The organism is Coprococcus sp. AF99-45 (genome assembly GCF_027663865.1).
Taxonomy (GTDB): Bacteria; Bacillota; Clostridia; order Lachnospirales; family Lachnospiraceae; genus Allocoprococcus; species Allocoprococcus comes.
The window spans coordinates 20,596-34,857 of record NZ_JAQDGZ010000022.1; the positions used below are offsets into that span (position 1 = coordinate 20,596).

Here is a 14,262-nt window from a genome sequence, read left to right on the forward strand (position 1 = left end):
CGGAGCGGTTTTTAAGCATCAGCCGCTTCTTCCTGATTCTGGTGCCGATTTCCTTCCCGGCACCGTCCCCGCGCCCCGTAGCGTATCGACGCTGCGGGGCTTTCTTTTTCCTCTTGGCAGGAAAGGGCACGGAAATCGTGCCTATACCGAAAGGAGGAAAAAAAGATGACGAAAGAGAAAACGAACCGTAACGAAGTGGTCGGCATGTTCCTGACCTATTGCCGGAAGACCCTCGTGAACGCGCGGACGGATGTTTTAAGGGAGCGCAAAAGGAGACGCAACCGCGAGGTGCTGTTCTGCGACCTCAGAAGGAGTGAACTTGAAAGCCTTGCGGACTGGCAGGACGTGCCGGAGCGGGAAACCGTATTCGATGCCGCCGGAAAGCCTATCGGCGTGACGGATAAAGACCTCGCGGATGCGCTGGAAAAACTCTGCCCAGAGGAGCAGGCAATCATCCTGCTCTCCTATTTTGCCGGATGGTCGGATAGGCGTATCGGTGAGGACATGGGGTTCCCGCGCTCCACGGTGCAAAACCGTCGCGCCCGTGCGCTCGCCCGTCTTGCGGACATTCTGACGGAAGGGGGTGACCCGCATGGCAAAGGGAAAGATTGACTACGATACCGTCGTTGCCGCAACAGGCGGAGATGCCCTTGCTGCCGGGGCGGTGCTCGATTACTTCAACGACTTCATGGACGGACTCTGCACCGGGTTCTACACCGACGCGGATGGCTTCTGGGATTACGGCATCGACCTCTCGATGAAATCGTTTATGCAGGCGAAGCTCTTGCGTGCGATGTTGAGGTTTCAGCCGTAAAAGACGCTACTTGTAACAAGCAAAACCAGAAATAGGGAAAACCAGCATACCAGAAAACTACTTGACCAGCCATGGTATAATAAAAATGTCAAGCGGTTGTCTGGTGCCCTTTTCCCGGAAAGGAAAATTATGGCATCGGAACGCAATCGAACCGAAGAGAAGAAAACCTATACGGTAGGCGAAATCGCCGAAATGCTGGGCATCAGCGACAAGGTGGCCTATACACTCGTGAAGAGCGGGCAGTTCAAGTACGTCCGCGTCGGCAGAGCCATTCGGGTATCCAAAAGCTCCTTCGACAGTTGGTTGGAACCAAATTAACCGACAAGGAGAAGATTCGATATGGCAGCAATCAAGCAGAGAAAAACAAAGTATTCCGTTATCTACTGGTATGTAAATGAACAAGGAGAACGGAAACAAAAATGGGACACCGTGGATACGATTGGCGAAGCAAAGAGCCGCAAGGTCTTTGTAGAGTTCTATCAGGAGAAATACGGGCAGGCCATCGTTCCTAACGAGGAGACGTATTTTCAAAGAGTAGCTGATGAAAAGGCAAAAACGGGGAAAGAAGGCGGAACCGATGAGCACGATAGCGGCTCGGAGCCGGTTCGCAGAAGAACCCCGACCCAAAAAAGCGCGATAACGCCGCAAAAGGACGATATCACTTTCAGCGAGTTCCTAAAGCACTATGTGAAAGTGTACGGAACATCGAAATGGTCTATGAGCACATACAGCGGAAAAACCGGACTGATAAGGAACTACATTGACCCATATATCGGGGACAAGAAGCTGTCTGAAATCACCACGGAATGCCTTTCGGAGTATTACAACGACTTGCTCTCCGTCGAGCGCGTTCCGCCTGCCAACCAAAAAAAGACCGGCGAATGTGTCGCGCCTTCCGGCGTGAAGAAGATTCATGACGTTATCCGCTCTGCACTCAATCAGGCAATGAAATGGAACTATCTCGACTCGATGATGCAGAATCCGGCAAAACTTGCCACCCTGCCGACGATGAGGAAAACGAAACGGAAGGTGTGGAGTGTGAGCACGTTTCGCGAAGCACTTCCAAGAGTCGAGGACGATATTCTGGCTCTCGCCATGAACCTCGCTTTTTCCTGTTCGCTCAGGGTGGGGGAGATAACCGGTCTCACATGGGACTGCATTTTCATAGACGAGGAATCTATTGAAAACGGCAACGCTCGCATCATTGTCAACAAGGAGGTTGCTCGTGTTTCCATTGAAGCCTTGCAGAGACTCAACGAGCGGGACGTGCTCGTCACGTTTCCCGCTCAGAAACCACACTGCACCACTAGGCTCGTACTCAAGACCCCGAAAACCGAAACCAGCACCCGTGTGGTATGGCTTCCGAAAACCGTGGCGCACATGCTCGTGGAGCATAGGAAAAATCAGGAGGAACTAAAGGAGTTCCTTGGAGCGGATTACCATGACTACAATCTTGTGGTTGCCCTTGAAAACGGAAATCCGGTGGAGAGCCGCATCATCCGAAAGCGCCTGCAAGTCTTTTGTGACACGACAGGATACGAACGTGTGGACTTCCATTCGCTCCGCCATCTCTCCACGAAGTACAAACTCAAACTGACACAGGGCGATATTAAATCCGTCCAAGGAGATACTGGTCACGCCGAAGCCCAGATGGTGACAGACGTTTACTCGGAAATTGAAGACGAGAACCGGCGCGAGAACGCGGCTCGCATGGAAGCCGACTTCTACAGCCCTACCGCCAAAAATGGGAAATCATCAGCAACAGAGGATATTGGCGAAGCTCTGGCAGCTATCCTTAAGAACCTGTCACCTGAGCAACTTGCAGCGCTTGTCTCCGCTGCCCGTTAGCAGTGGTTGTTAGCAAGTTGTTAGCAAATCGTCCCAAATGTTGTGCCAGACACACAGGTAGATGTTTTTTGTTAGCAAACAATAGAAACGGAAAAACGGAAAGACGGCTATACCGAAAACTGGAATGCCAGTCGAAAACGGTGTAGCCGTCTGAAAAGGAAAAATGCCGGAAACCCTTGAAAAATCAGGCTTCCGGCGATTTTTACCACACGTCCCAGACAGGAATCGAACCTGCGGCGTTTCGCTTAGGAGGCGAACCCTCTATCCTACTGAGGTACTGAGACACATCATATTCAGTTAGCAAAAAGTCTTCGTTCCAACAACCGCTTAGGAGGCGAGTGCTCTATCCAGCTGAGCTATGACGACACATGCCGAAAACCCTTGATTTTACTGGGGTTCTGGGATTTTTCCCTTCGGCCATATATAAGATTATCAACTCTATTTCGAGTTGTCAATCTACAGATTTTTTCGATTTGGTAACATTAGAACGTTCCCCAATTTGGGGAATGCCTCGGCTTTCTCTTAGGAGACGATTCTTATATTCATTTGACTAATAGAACATATACATATATCATACCGTTTGAACATGAAAATGTCAAATGCTTTTCTAAGAGGATGATCATGGTGAGGTAAAAGAGCGGGATCTGATATGTGAAATAGCTTTTACAGGACTTTTTTATGTAAAGCCGAATGTTCTGAAACGCATATACAAAAAAGCACGACTAATTTTCAATTAAAAGAAATTTGGTCATGCTTTTTATATAAGTCAAAAATCTTTTCTAAAAATTAATATGCCCCTGCAGCCAGATTTGTGCCTTCAGCCGTCTTCCAACTGCCGGTTCGCCAATCACCTTTTCAACCGGTACGCATACATCAAATTGAAGCTCATTGGTTTCAACTGTAAGAACATAAAGTTTTTTCCCGGTAAGAAAATTTTCGATGGTATCGATATTCAGAATCTCACCAAGGATCGCATACTGGTCACATTCAAGACCAGATGGCATAAAATGCGTATCGACAATACTGTAAATATCTTCCCCGCGAATTCTTTTTGATACTGCGGCATAGGTGTCGATGTCGTCAAGCGTAAGGCTTTCAATGGCATCGGGATTCCCTTCCTTTGCTGCGCTCATAAGCATCATCCGGTTGCGGAGATCTTTCGCTCTCTTGTCCGCAGCACCTGCATCCTTTGCGACCGGAAGCAAAATTTTCCCACTTAAGGCAAGCCCAGAAAAGGTTATAGAGATTGAACTTTTGTTCAGACCACCGAGAGTGGCTTCTTTTATGTATTCCATTCCGTTCTGGATATGGAAAATGATACTGCAGCCGAGCTTTACATCTTCGCAGACACCAATATAGGTCGGTGAGGATGCTTTCTGTTCTACTGCAATATCAGCATAAGAGCTGACTCCACTGCCTGAAAAATATGGGAAATAGCATTCTCTGCGGAACTCTTCATCATTTTCATCGATAAAGCCGCAGGAAGAAATGCCAATCCCGTTGCCGTATTCCCTGCGAAGCTCACAGAGATCTGTGTGCTCGTCCAGGGCAATACGGTCATATCCGGAAAATTTCTTTTCGGATTCAAGAAGAATCTGATACCATTCGCGTTCAGATGCGATATCGTGGAATCCGATAGCGTTTAAATATTTATGCAAAATTTACCTCGTTTTCTATCTGATTTCAGACTTACCGCCCATGTATGGACGAAGTACTTCAGGAATGCGGACAGAACCGTCTGCCTGAAGATTGTTCTCGAGAAATGCGATCAGCATTCTCGGAGGAGCTACTACTGTGTTGTTCAGTGTGTGTGCGAAATATTTGTTTCCGTCACTTCCTTTTACACGGATGCCAAGACGTCTTGCCTGTGCATCACCAAGGTTAGAACAGCTTCCTACTTCAAAGTATTTCTTCTGTCTTGGAGACCATGCCTCTACGTCACAAGATTTTACTTTAAGGTCGGCAAGGTCACCTGAACAGCATTCCAGTGTACGAACCGGGATATCAAGAGAACGGAACAGATCAACAGTGTTTTTCCATAATTTATCATACCATTCTTTGCTTTCTTCTGGTTTGCATACAACGATCATTTCCTGTTTTTCAAACTGATGGATTCTGTATACACCACGTTCTTCGATTCCATGAGCTCCTTTTTCTTTACGGAAGCATGGAGAATAAGAAGTCAGTGTCTTTGGAAGTTCAGCTTCATCAAGCATGGTATCGATGAATTTACCGATCATAGAATGCTCGCTTGTTCCGATTAGATATAAGTCTTCGCCTTCAATTTTGTACATCATAGAATCCATTTCGGCAAAGCTCATAACGCCTGTAACAACGTTGCTTCTGATCATGAAAGGTGGGATACAGTATGTGAATCCACGATCGATCATAAAGTCACGTGCATAAGAGATAACTGCTGAGTGAAGACGTGCAATATCTCCCATCAGATAATAGAAACCATTTCCGGCAACCTTTCCTGCACTTTCAAGATCGATTCCGTTGAATTTTTCCATAATTTCTGTATGGTATGGGATTTCAAAGTCCGGAACAACCGGTTCGCCAAATTTTTCAATTTCAACATTCTGGCTGTCGTCTTTACCGATCGGTACAGATGGATCGATGATATTTGGGATAACCATCATATCTTTTTTGATTTTTGCTTCAACTTCTTTTTCTTCAGCAGAAAGTTCTTCCATACGGGCAGCGTTTTCCTGAACTTTTTTCTTAAGCTCTTCTGCTTTCTCTTTTTCGCCATGAGCCATGCATGCACCGATTTCTTTGGAAACTTTATTTTTCTCAGCACGGAGTGCTTCTACTTCGCCTTTGATTTCACGATTTCTTTTGTCAAGTTCGATTACTTCATCTACAAGTGGAAGCTTTTCATCCTGGAATTTTTTCTTGATGTTTTCTTTTACAACATCCGGGTTCTGTCTTAAAAATTTAATATCTAACATAACTGTTCTCCTGTCTTATTTCTTTATTTTTATTACTGTGGTTTGATCGCATCCTGTACATCCGGATCATACATTTCCTGGTAAACGGCCTGATCTAGTGATTCGGCCTCTTCTTCAGAGAGCTCAATGTAACTTTCACCACGCACAATTTCTTTTATATAAGTGTAACAGCCATCTCTGCTGTGCATGGAATTGAGGATCCATCCATTGTTATCATTGTCAAGCATTGTGAGGGCGAAGCTGAGTTTTCCACCCATTTCACCGAAAGCATCGTATTTGACAATACCTACTTTCTGGTAGCTGCTTCGCAACACGCGATACAATATGCGGATGTCCGCTTTGTTTTCGTGGGCAATGTTGGAAAGCTCGTCGAGTTCATCGAATCTTGCACTGAAACTTTCTTCGAGCGTTTTACCGTCCTGTCCGCGCATGAATACGTTATAGCTTGATTTCAGACGGTTGTATTTCATATTAACATTAATATAAAGAAGAAACATCAATATGATCAGCATGATAAGAAAAAGAAATATATACGCCGGATCAATTCCAAGTGACTTTAGAATTTTACTTTCCATATATTATTTTCCTTCCTGTATTGACATTAACAATTCAAATATACGTTCCAGATCGTTGTCCGAATAATATTCAATTTCAATTTTACCTTTTCCATTTGCTTTATGATTGACATGGACTTTGGAACCGATGATTGACTTTATACGTTCCTCCAGATCTTCATATACAAATGCATTCTGGATAACAGGCTTTTCTTTTTCTTTTTTTGGCTTCTTTAGTTCTTTGACAAGTTTTTCGGTATCCCGGACACTGAGCTTTTCATCAAATACTTTATTGGCAAGAATGTATTGCTGCTCTTTATCCTCGATTGCAAGAAGAGCACGTGCATGTCCGGTTGAAATCATGTCATCGATGATCATCTGCTGTACTCTCTCGTCCAGCTTTAGAAGACGCATAGAGTTTGTAACAGCAGTTCTGCTCTTTGAAACGCGCTCAGCCACCTCATCCTGCTTCAGAGTGAATTCATTTAGCAAGCGTTTGTATGCCTGCGCTTCTTCGATTGGATTCAGATTTTCGCGCTGAATATTTTCAATAAGAGAAATCTCAACGATTTCCTGATCTGTGTATTCTTTAATGATAACAGGGATCTCTTTGATACCGGCCTGCTTTGCTGCACGCCAGCGACGCTCGCCAGCGATGATTTCGTAGTAATCGTTCCGTTTCTGAACAATCAGAGGTTGTAGGATTCCAAACTGTTTGATTGAATCGGCAAGTTCCAAGAGAGCATCTTCCTCAAAATGTTTTCTCGGCTGGTCACGGTTTGGCTCCACATCATTGATCTTCATCATAATTGGTCCAGCATTCACTACTTCTTTTTTAACTGGTGCAGTATGTTTCGCAGTTTTATTTTCTTTGATTAAACTATCCAGACCTTTTCCAAGTCCGCCTCGTTTTGCTGTCATGCTTACTCTTCTCCTTTATGAATTACTTCATCTGCTAATAACATATAACTTTCAGCTCCTGTTGAACGAGGATCATATAAGTTGATTGGTAAGCCATGACTTGGGGCTTCTGCAAGTCGTATATTACGTGGAATGATAGTTTTGTAAATTGTCTGATCAAGATTATCTTTTACATTTTCAACAACTTGAAGAGAAAGATTGGTTCTGGCATCATACATGGTAAATACAACGCCTTCCATTTCAAGGTTTTCGTTCAATCTTTCTTTTACAAGCTCGATTGTTTTAATCAGCTGGCTCAATCCTTCAAGTGCATAGTATTCACACTGAATTGGAACCAATACGGTATCGGCTGTAGTCATTGAATTGATTGTCAGCATACTAAGTGAAGGTGGGCAGTCGATAATGACGTAATCGTAATTACTTCTTATCTTAAGCACCTCATCTCTTAATATGTATTCTTTGTTCTCAGTATCGAGCAACTCTATTTCGGCACCAGACAGATCAATGTTTGCGGGAATTACGTCGAGATTTTCAATTGCTTCTTTGCATAACACCTGATCCATAGTGGCTTCGCCGATTAAAAGATCATATACAGTATAGGCAACATTATCCTTATCTATACCAAGACCGCTGGACATATTTCCCTGTGGATCCATGTCGATTGCGAGAACTTTCTGCCCTTTTGCCGATAAACACGAGGATAAATTGATCGCTGTTGTAGTTTTTCCAACGCCACCCTTTTGGTTGGCAACGGCAATTATTCGTCCCATTGCAATTACCTCCTTTCTAATAGTGTGCAAATATATATGAAGTTTTATTTACATCTAGGTATAATTGTAACACTAAACTTTATCTAAATCTACTAAATGTTTCACGTGAAACATTTATTTTGGCATTTTTTATAAATAAGGGGATTTTTTGCGCGAAACATTCTACACAAAGTGAAATGTGAAAATGTATAAAAACATTCGTAATCCGCTCATTTTTTTCGTGAAAAAAATGGCTGCTTGCTCATTTTTTGGCGGGTCAAGAGGTCAAAAATCCTCCTGCAAGCAAGCTTACATCGACTTTCTGACCTTTTGCCCATGGCATCATCATATTTTAGATATATTAAAATATATTTGGCTATGAGCAGCTGAAAAAAGAGAAAACAAAATGTTTCACGTGAAACATTTTGTCGAAAACCAAGGAACAATAACATGATGAAAATCTTTAAACTGTAAGGAGATTATGGTATACTTATCTATAAGCCGCAAGGTGAAAAATTACACAAAACAGATACTATTTGCGAGTATGATCTTGCTGAATCGGGGCAAAAATGATTCGGAGAAAGGACAATTAACGATGAAAAATAAATTGAAAAGTTGTGCGATTTTAGCAACACTTGGTGCGATTACAATCCATCTGATAAATAAAACACTTATAGAAATGGCAACAAAAGACAGCTTGTTAAACTCATCAGAGGGAAATTATTATGACTGGAGATTTGGAAAAATCTATTATAGAAAACAGGGAAATGGTAAACCACTACTGCTACTTCATGATTTGGATGCAGAAAGCTCTGGCGTAGAATGGAAAAAAGTAGCGGCAATTCTTGCAGAAAAGCATACTGTTTATACCGTGGATCTGCTAGGCTGTGGACGATCTGAAAAACCAAATATTACTTATACTAATTTCCTTTATGTGCAAATGCTGACGGATTTTATTAAACATATCATTGGCGAAAAGGCAGATGTTGTGGCTACGGGAGAATCGGCTGCTATTGCAGTTATGGCATGCGGAAATGATGAAAACGTGATTGGAAAGATTTGTATGGTGAATCCACTGTCACTTACGGAACTTGCAAAATGTCCGAATAAGAGAACCAAGACGCTGAAGTTCCTTATCGAAATACCGATTATTGGTACGCTGCTGTACAACATTATTCATTCAAGAGAAGCAATTGATGAAAAATTTGTGGATAAGTATCTGTATGACGAAGATGCGATAGATTATCAGATGACGAAGATATACCATGAATCTGCTCATAATGAAAACGCACATTCAAAATATTTGTTTGCAAGCATCAAAGGTGGATATACAAAGACAAATATTTATCATTGTATTCGCAAGGCGACAAATAGTATCTGCATTATCTCTGGACAATATGATGAAAACAGTATTGAGATTGCTAAACAATATCAGAAGCATGTACCTGCTATAGAATGTATGTGCATAAAGGATACGAGACATCTTCCACAAATTGAACAACCGGAAGGATTCACAGAACAGCTGGATATCCTTTTCTCTGCTGAATAATATAAAGTACATTCAGGTACACATTATAGCCAAATGCGGGATGTACATCGTGTACATCCCGCATTTGGCTATATATGGCTCTTAATCAACTTTTGCGATTATCTAATAGCAAACAGAACTGGTACTTAACTGGTACTTATTCTGCTCATGAACACTATGAAAACCGACATGCAACTTTGGAAATTTCTATTGAAATTGTCTTTCTCTGAAAAACAAAACAGAAGGATGATTATTGGGCTTTTTGCAGAAATAATCAAGCTAAATGAAAATAAAAAATCAGATTTTAAGCGGGTAAAAAATTGAACTTACCCGCTTTTTGAAATGAAATAGGAAAACAAATTTCTGGCAGAACTGCATACAAAAAAATAAAAATATATTTTCAAAGCATACAAAAATTGAACTATCAAAAATACAAAACAGAATAAACTATAACAATTAAAATTGAACTATTATAAAAAGAACTAATAGCAGAAGTTCAAGGTAAAGAAAAATAGTTCAATTTCCATTGCGGCATATACAGACTACAGGCATGTATAGCTGTTTATCCGTGGATAGGTTCTTTGGAAGGAAGTCCTGCTTTTCGAGGAAACTTCTTCCCGGTGGGCTTGATTTTTTTGATCTTTACAAATGAACGGCTGATATCACTGCCTGGAAGCTGGAATACAACTGGTTTATTTTGTGTACCTCCAAGGACATGTACTGCGGTTTTTGCAGCGGAAAGTTCATCGACAATATCACCGGATTTGTAAGAAACAAAGAATCCACCAACTTTTACATAAGGGAGGCAGTATTCGGATAATGTAGATAAATTGGCCACTGCACGTGAAACACAGAGGTCAAACTGTTCCCTGTAGTCTGCCTGACGGGCAAAATCTTCTGCTCTGCCGTGGATTGTATGGATATCCGGAAGATTTAACTCTTCAATCACACTGTCAAGGAAACGGATTCTCTTATTTAAAGAGTCAAGCAACGTGATTTTCAGGTGCGGAAAGGCGATTTTTAAAGGAATTCCGGGGAATCCGGCGCCTGTTCCTATATCGATCACGGTTTGAACTTTACTGATATCCAGAGCCTTTACTAATGCAAGGCTGTCGACAAAATGTTTTTCGTTTACTTCTTCGTACTCGGTGATACCGGTGAGATTCATAACCTTGTTCCATTCCACCAGCATTTCGTAATATTTATCAAACTGATTAAACTGGGTCTGCGTTAATGTGATACCTAATTCTGCAAGCTGTTGCTCAAATTTTTTACTCATATTGCTCCTTTTTCCCCTAAAAGTACACATCTTTACGGAAAATAAACAGTAATTTACACTGTTTTGCACCAAATAGGTACACAATTTCTGAGAAGATAGCACCTTGAAGGTACACGATAAAGTGATAATGTTTTTAAAAAAATACAATCATGCACCTAAAAGGTATACGAAAAGATGAAAAAACATACTTTTTGCCCTATAAAGTACACGATAAAACCATTTCTTTGAAAATAGATGTGTACTTTTTGGGTGATGCCCTCAAAAGTACACATCTATATAAAGGGAAAAACAGAAACCAGAAATAATGGATTCTGTAATATCCCCAAAAAGATCAAAATACAGGTTTGGTTATCTGGCGGTCTAATGTCCTAGATATACCAGTAATACAGAAATATCGGCAGGTGAGACACCGGAAATACGGGATGCCTGACCGATGGAAAGCGGTCGGAACTGCTTTAATTTCTGCACAGCTTCGATTCGCAGGCTCGGAACAGCATCGTAATCGATATCTGCCGGTATTTTCCTGGTTTCAAGCTTTTTAAACTGTTCTACCTGTTTTAACTGGCGCTTGATATAGCCTTCATATTTGATGTTGATATCAATTTGTTCCATAATCTCTCGGCTGAAGCTTTCTGTTCGCATATGGTCGATAGGTTCGAGAAGCTCATAATTCAGCTCAGGACGCTTAATAAGCTCAGCAAGTGTAGATCCTGAAGTAAGAGGCGTACTGCCGCAATTTGTGAGAAAATCCGTGATTTCCTGGGAAGTTCCAACGTTGGTATGCTCGAGCCTGTGGATCTCCTTGCGGATGATTTCTTCTTTGTCTAACAACATCTGGTATCTCTCGTCTGAAATAAGCCCTATTTTGTGCCCTATTTCGGTTAGTCTCTGATCGGCGTTGTCCTGGCGCAGGAGTAACCGGTATTCGGCACGTGAAGTCATCATACGATATGGTTCGTGGCTTTCTTTTGTAACCAGATCATCGATCAGAACACCGATATAAGCCTGGGAACGGTCTAAAATTAACTGTTCTCTTCCAAGAACCTCCAGTGCGGCATTGATTCCGGCAATAAGTCCCTGAGCGGCTGCTTCTTCATATCCCGAACTTCCGTTGAACTGACCACCGCTGAACAAACCATGAATGGATTTGAACTCAAGTGTCGGATGAAGCTGTCTTGCATCGATACAGTCATATTCAATTGCGTAAGCATTTTTAACTATTTTTGCGTGTTCAAGACCAGGCACGCTTCTGTACATTTCATATTGAACATCCTCTGGAAGTGAACTTGACATTCCGCCGATGTACATTTCATTGGTTTCCAGACCTTCTGGTTCAATGAACACCTGATGCCGTTCTTTATCGGCAAATTTTACAATTTTGTCCTCAATAGACGGACAATAGCGTGGTCCGGTGCCTTCGATCATACCGGAATAAAGTGGGGAACGATCCAGGTTTTTGCGGATGATCTCATGGGTTGTAGGATTGGTATAGGTAAGCCAGCAGGAAGCCTGCTCAATCTGCACATCTTCTGGATCCGTTGTGAACGAAAAAGGTACGACCCTCTCGTCGCCGAATTGCTCTTCCATTTTGCTGAAATCAATGCTGCGCTTGTCGATACGTGCCGGTGTACCGGTTTTGAAGCGGTACATCTTAATACCAAGCTCCTTCAGACAGTCGGTCAGATAATTTGCTGCCTGCAGCCCGTTTGGACCGGTATGCGTGCTGACATCACCGTAAATGCATCTTGCCTTCAGGTAGGTTCCGGTACACAGTACAACGGCCTTGCAGCGGTATATAGCGCCAGAATAGGTCTGAACGCCCGTTACAGAACCATCTTCCACAAGGATATTGACGACTTCACCTTGCCGGATCTCCAGGTTATCCTGGTTTTCCAGTGTCTGTCGCATGGTATTGCTGTATTTGTTCTTATCTGCCTGGGCGCGCAGGGAATGAACGGCAGGCCCTTTAGATTTATTCAGCATCTTTGACTGAATAAATGTCTTGTCGATGTTCTTTCCCATTTCACCGCCGAGCGCATCCAGCTCACGTACCAGGTGCCCCTTTGAGGTACCGCCGATATTCGGGTTGCATGGCATCATGGCGATACTTTCTACACTTACGGTGAAAACAATCGTTTTCAGACCGAGTCTTGCGCAGGCAAGGGCAGCTTCGCAGCCGGCATGTCCCGCACCAACTACAACGATGTCGTATGCGTCTTTATTTTCCCATACAGAATTTGCTGAATATTTCATTTACTAAATCTTCTCCTATCGTCTCTCCGGTAATGCTTCCCAGAGATTCATATGCATCCATTAAGTCAATTGTGAAAAAGTCTTCCGGCATCTGGTTTTCGATGCTCTCTTCTACCTTTTTCAGGCTGGAAAGTGCATCGGCAAGAGCTGTTTTGTGTCGGATATTGGTGATATAAACCTCATCGTTAAATGAGATATCACCGTGATAAAACATCTCTTTTAAAGTAGATTCCAGTTCATGGATCCCGGTCTCCTCTTTTGCGGAAATATCGATCATTGGCTTAGTTATCAACGTTTCTAATGCCTTTTTATCAACAACTGTGGATAAGTCACTCTTATTCAGTAGTATCACAGCTTTCTTATCCCGGATCATCTCGATGATCTCGTGATCATTTTCATCAAGAGGTCTGGATGCATCGACCACATAGATGATCAGATCGGCTTTTTCTGCATTTTCTTTTGCTTTATCCACACCGATCTTCTCTACGATATCAGAGGTATCGCGGATTCCGGCGGTATCCATGATGTTTAAAGAAACGCCCTGAAGCTGGATATTTTCCTCCAGAACATCTCTTGTGGTTCCGGCAATCTCGGTTACGATTGCCTTTTCTTCGCCTACCAGAACGTTCATCAGAGAGGATTTCCCGGCGTTCGGTTTCCCGACGATAACCGTCTTGATGCCTTCTTTGATGATACGTCCGTCATCGGCAGTATCCAGAAGACACTGGATTTTCTGCTGCAGATCCTTTACGACGCCCAGGAGACTGTCACCATATCCGTCTACGCTGATATGCTCTGGATCATCCAGTGCACTTTCGATAAAAGCGGTATGGTAAAGGATTACTTCACGGATTTCTTTAATCTTATTGTGGACAGAGCCTTTCAACTGGTTTACCGAGCTTTGTAGTGCATAGTCATTCTTGGAGCTGATGATATCGATCACGGCTTCGGCCTGTGACAGATCCATTCGGCCGTTCAGAAAAGCCCTTTTGGAAAATTCACCCGGTTCAGCAGGTCTTGCACCGTATTTGATCACGGTTTCAAGTATCTTTCTTGTGACAAATACACCGCCGTGACAGTCGATTTCCACAGTATCTTCACCGGTGTAGCTGTGCGGCCCACGCATTAAAAGAACCAGCACTTCATCAATCGTCTGCTCTCCGTCCATGATATAGCCATAGTGAATGGTATGGCTTTTTTGTTCGGACAGAAGCTTCGGTCTTTTGCCTTTGTAAATTTTGTCAATAATAGAAAACGCATCTTCTCCGCTGAGACGCACGATTCCGATTCCAGAATTAGTCATTGCTGTGGAGATTGCTGCGATTGTGTCTGTTTTAAATCCCATTTTATTGCTTCCTTCTA

General features: G+C 42.7%; 13 protein-coding genes and 1 tRNA gene. 5 read left to right on the plus strand and 9 right to left on the minus strand.

All coding sequences use genetic code 11. The annotated features are described in order from the left end of the window. Positions 1–165: 165 nt before the first annotated feature. From PGR14_RS13260 to PGR14_RS13275, 4 genes are all read left to right on the plus strand, one after another. Positions 166–612, plus strand: a complete 447-nt coding sequence (locus PGR14_RS13260) for a sigma-70 family RNA polymerase sigma factor (RefSeq protein WP_117527800.1) — start codon at positions 166–168, stop codon at positions 610–612. Then, positions 593–814: a helix-turn-helix domain-containing protein gene (locus PGR14_RS13265; RefSeq protein WP_055158116.1), complete on the plus strand. Its 222-nt coding sequence runs from the start codon at positions 593–595 to the stop codon at positions 812–814. The genes PGR14_RS13260 and PGR14_RS13265 overlap by 20 nt, the downstream gene beginning before the upstream one ends. 129 nt (positions 815–943) lie before the next feature. Next, positions 944–1,132 (plus strand): helix-turn-helix domain-containing protein, encoded by a 189-nt coding sequence (locus PGR14_RS13270; RefSeq protein WP_055158115.1) that lies wholly within the window; start codon positions 944–946, stop codon positions 1,130–1,132. Between the two features lie 21 nt (positions 1,133–1,153). After that, positions 1,154–2,662: a site-specific integrase gene (locus tag PGR14_RS13275; protein WP_270223558.1), complete on the plus strand. Its 1,509-nt coding sequence runs from the start codon at positions 1,154–1,156 to the stop codon at positions 2,660–2,662. Positions 2,663–2,872: 210 nt separating this feature from the next. Here the strand turns inward: PGR14_RS13275 and PGR14_RS13280 are convergent. From PGR14_RS13280 to PGR14_RS13305, 6 genes are all read right to left on the minus strand, one after another. Continuing rightward, positions 2,873–2,946, minus strand: a tRNA-Arg gene (locus tag PGR14_RS13280). A 495-nt stretch (positions 2,947–3,441) separates the two neighbouring features. After that, a complete protein-coding gene (locus PGR14_RS13285) occupies positions 3,442–4,320 on the minus strand; it encodes a DUF3881 family protein (protein WP_055248680.1) in 879 nt (292 codons plus the stop codon). 15 nt (positions 4,321–4,335) lie between these two features. Continuing rightward, positions 4,336–5,616: a serine--tRNA ligase gene (gene serS / locus PGR14_RS13290; protein WP_008371361.1), complete on the minus strand. Its 1,281-nt coding sequence runs from the start codon at positions 5,614–5,616 to the stop codon at positions 4,336–4,338. A gap of 32 nt (positions 5,617–5,648) precedes the next feature. Further along, positions 5,649–6,191, minus strand: a complete 543-nt coding sequence (locus PGR14_RS13295) for a DUF4446 family protein (RefSeq protein WP_270223559.1) — start codon at positions 6,189–6,191, stop codon at positions 5,649–5,651. Positions 6,192–6,194: 3 nt separating this feature from the next. Further along, on the minus strand, positions 6,195–7,091 hold the full coding sequence (locus PGR14_RS13300; protein WP_055158109.1) for a ParB/RepB/Spo0J family partition protein: 897 nt from the start codon (positions 7,089–7,091) through the stop codon (positions 6,195–6,197). A gap of 2 nt (positions 7,092–7,093) precedes the next feature. Beyond that, positions 7,094–7,861 carry a ParA family protein gene (locus tag PGR14_RS13305; RefSeq protein WP_008371366.1) on the minus strand — a complete coding sequence of 256 codons (768 nt, stop codon included), beginning with the start codon at positions 7,859–7,861 and terminating at the stop codon, positions 7,094–7,096. Positions 7,862–8,435: 574 nt separating this feature from the next. Here PGR14_RS13305 and PGR14_RS13310 point away from each other — a divergent pair. Further along, on the plus strand, positions 8,436–9,389 hold the full coding sequence (locus PGR14_RS13310) for an alpha/beta fold hydrolase (protein ID WP_070098634.1): 954 nt from the start codon (positions 8,436–8,438) through the stop codon (positions 9,387–9,389). 541 nt (positions 9,390–9,930) lie between these two features. On the opposite strand, the gene rsmG is transcribed toward PGR14_RS13310, so the two are convergent. From rsmG to mnmE, 3 genes are all read right to left on the minus strand, one after another. After that, positions 9,931–10,647: a 16S rRNA (guanine(527)-N(7))-methyltransferase RsmG gene (gene rsmG, locus PGR14_RS13315; RefSeq protein WP_055248678.1), complete on the minus strand. Its 717-nt coding sequence runs from the start codon at positions 10,645–10,647 to the stop codon at positions 9,931–9,933. A 360-nt stretch (positions 10,648–11,007) separates the two neighbouring features. After that, entirely contained in the window at positions 11,008–12,900 is a 1,893-nt protein-coding gene (gene mnmG, locus PGR14_RS13320; protein ID WP_055248676.1) for a tRNA uridine-5-carboxymethylaminomethyl(34) synthesis enzyme MnmG, read from the minus strand. Further along, positions 12,866–14,245, minus strand: coding sequence for a tRNA uridine-5-carboxymethylaminomethyl(34) synthesis GTPase MnmE (mnmE, locus tag PGR14_RS13325; RefSeq protein WP_055261661.1), 1,380 nt, complete (start codon positions 14,243–14,245; stop codon positions 12,866–12,868). Before mnmE ends, mnmG begins: the two co-directional genes overlap by 35 nt. Positions 14,246–14,262: the final 17 nt, after the last annotated feature.

What these genes read in the sequence shown, in the direction of transcription:
- PGR14_RS13305 (WP_008371366.1), bottom strand. Translation starts at nt 7,861, where the DNA reads ATGGGACGAATAATTGCCGTTGCCAACCAAAAGGGTGGCGTTGGAAAA.
- rsmG (WP_055248678.1), bottom strand. Translation starts at nt 10,647, where the DNA reads ATGAGTAAAAAATTTGAGCAACAGCTTGCAGAATTAGGTATCACATTA.
- mnmG (WP_055248676.1), bottom strand. Translation starts at nt 12,900, where the DNA reads ATGAAATATTCAGCAAATTCTGTATGGGAAAATAAAGACGCATACGAC.
- PGR14_RS13300 (WP_055158109.1), bottom strand. Translation starts at nt 7,091, where the DNA reads ATGACAGCAAAACGAGGCGGACTTGGAAAAGGTCTGGATAGTTTAATC.
- serS (WP_008371361.1), bottom strand. Translation starts at nt 5,616, where the DNA reads ATGTTAGATATTAAATTTTTAAGACAGAACCCGGATGTTGTAAAAGAA.
- PGR14_RS13295 (WP_270223559.1), bottom strand. Translation starts at nt 6,191, where the DNA reads ATGGAAAGTAAAATTCTAAAGTCACTTGGAATTGATCCGGCGTATATA.
- PGR14_RS13270 (WP_055158115.1), top strand. Translation starts at nt 944, where the DNA reads ATGGCATCGGAACGCAATCGAACCGAAGAGAAGAAAACCTATACGGTA.
- mnmE (WP_055261661.1), bottom strand. Translation starts at nt 14,245, where the DNA reads ATGGGATTTAAAACAGACACAATCGCAGCAATCTCCACAGCAATGACT.
- PGR14_RS13275 (WP_270223558.1), top strand. Translation starts at nt 1,154, where the DNA reads ATGGCAGCAATCAAGCAGAGAAAAACAAAGTATTCCGTTATCTACTGG.
- PGR14_RS13265 (WP_055158116.1), top strand. Translation starts at nt 593, where the DNA reads ATGGCAAAGGGAAAGATTGACTACGATACCGTCGTTGCCGCAACAGGC.
- PGR14_RS13310 (WP_070098634.1), top strand. Translation starts at nt 8,436, where the DNA reads ATGAAAAATAAATTGAAAAGTTGTGCGATTTTAGCAACACTTGGTGCG.
- PGR14_RS13260 (WP_117527800.1), top strand. Translation starts at nt 166, where the DNA reads ATGACGAAAGAGAAAACGAACCGTAACGAAGTGGTCGGCATGTTCCTG.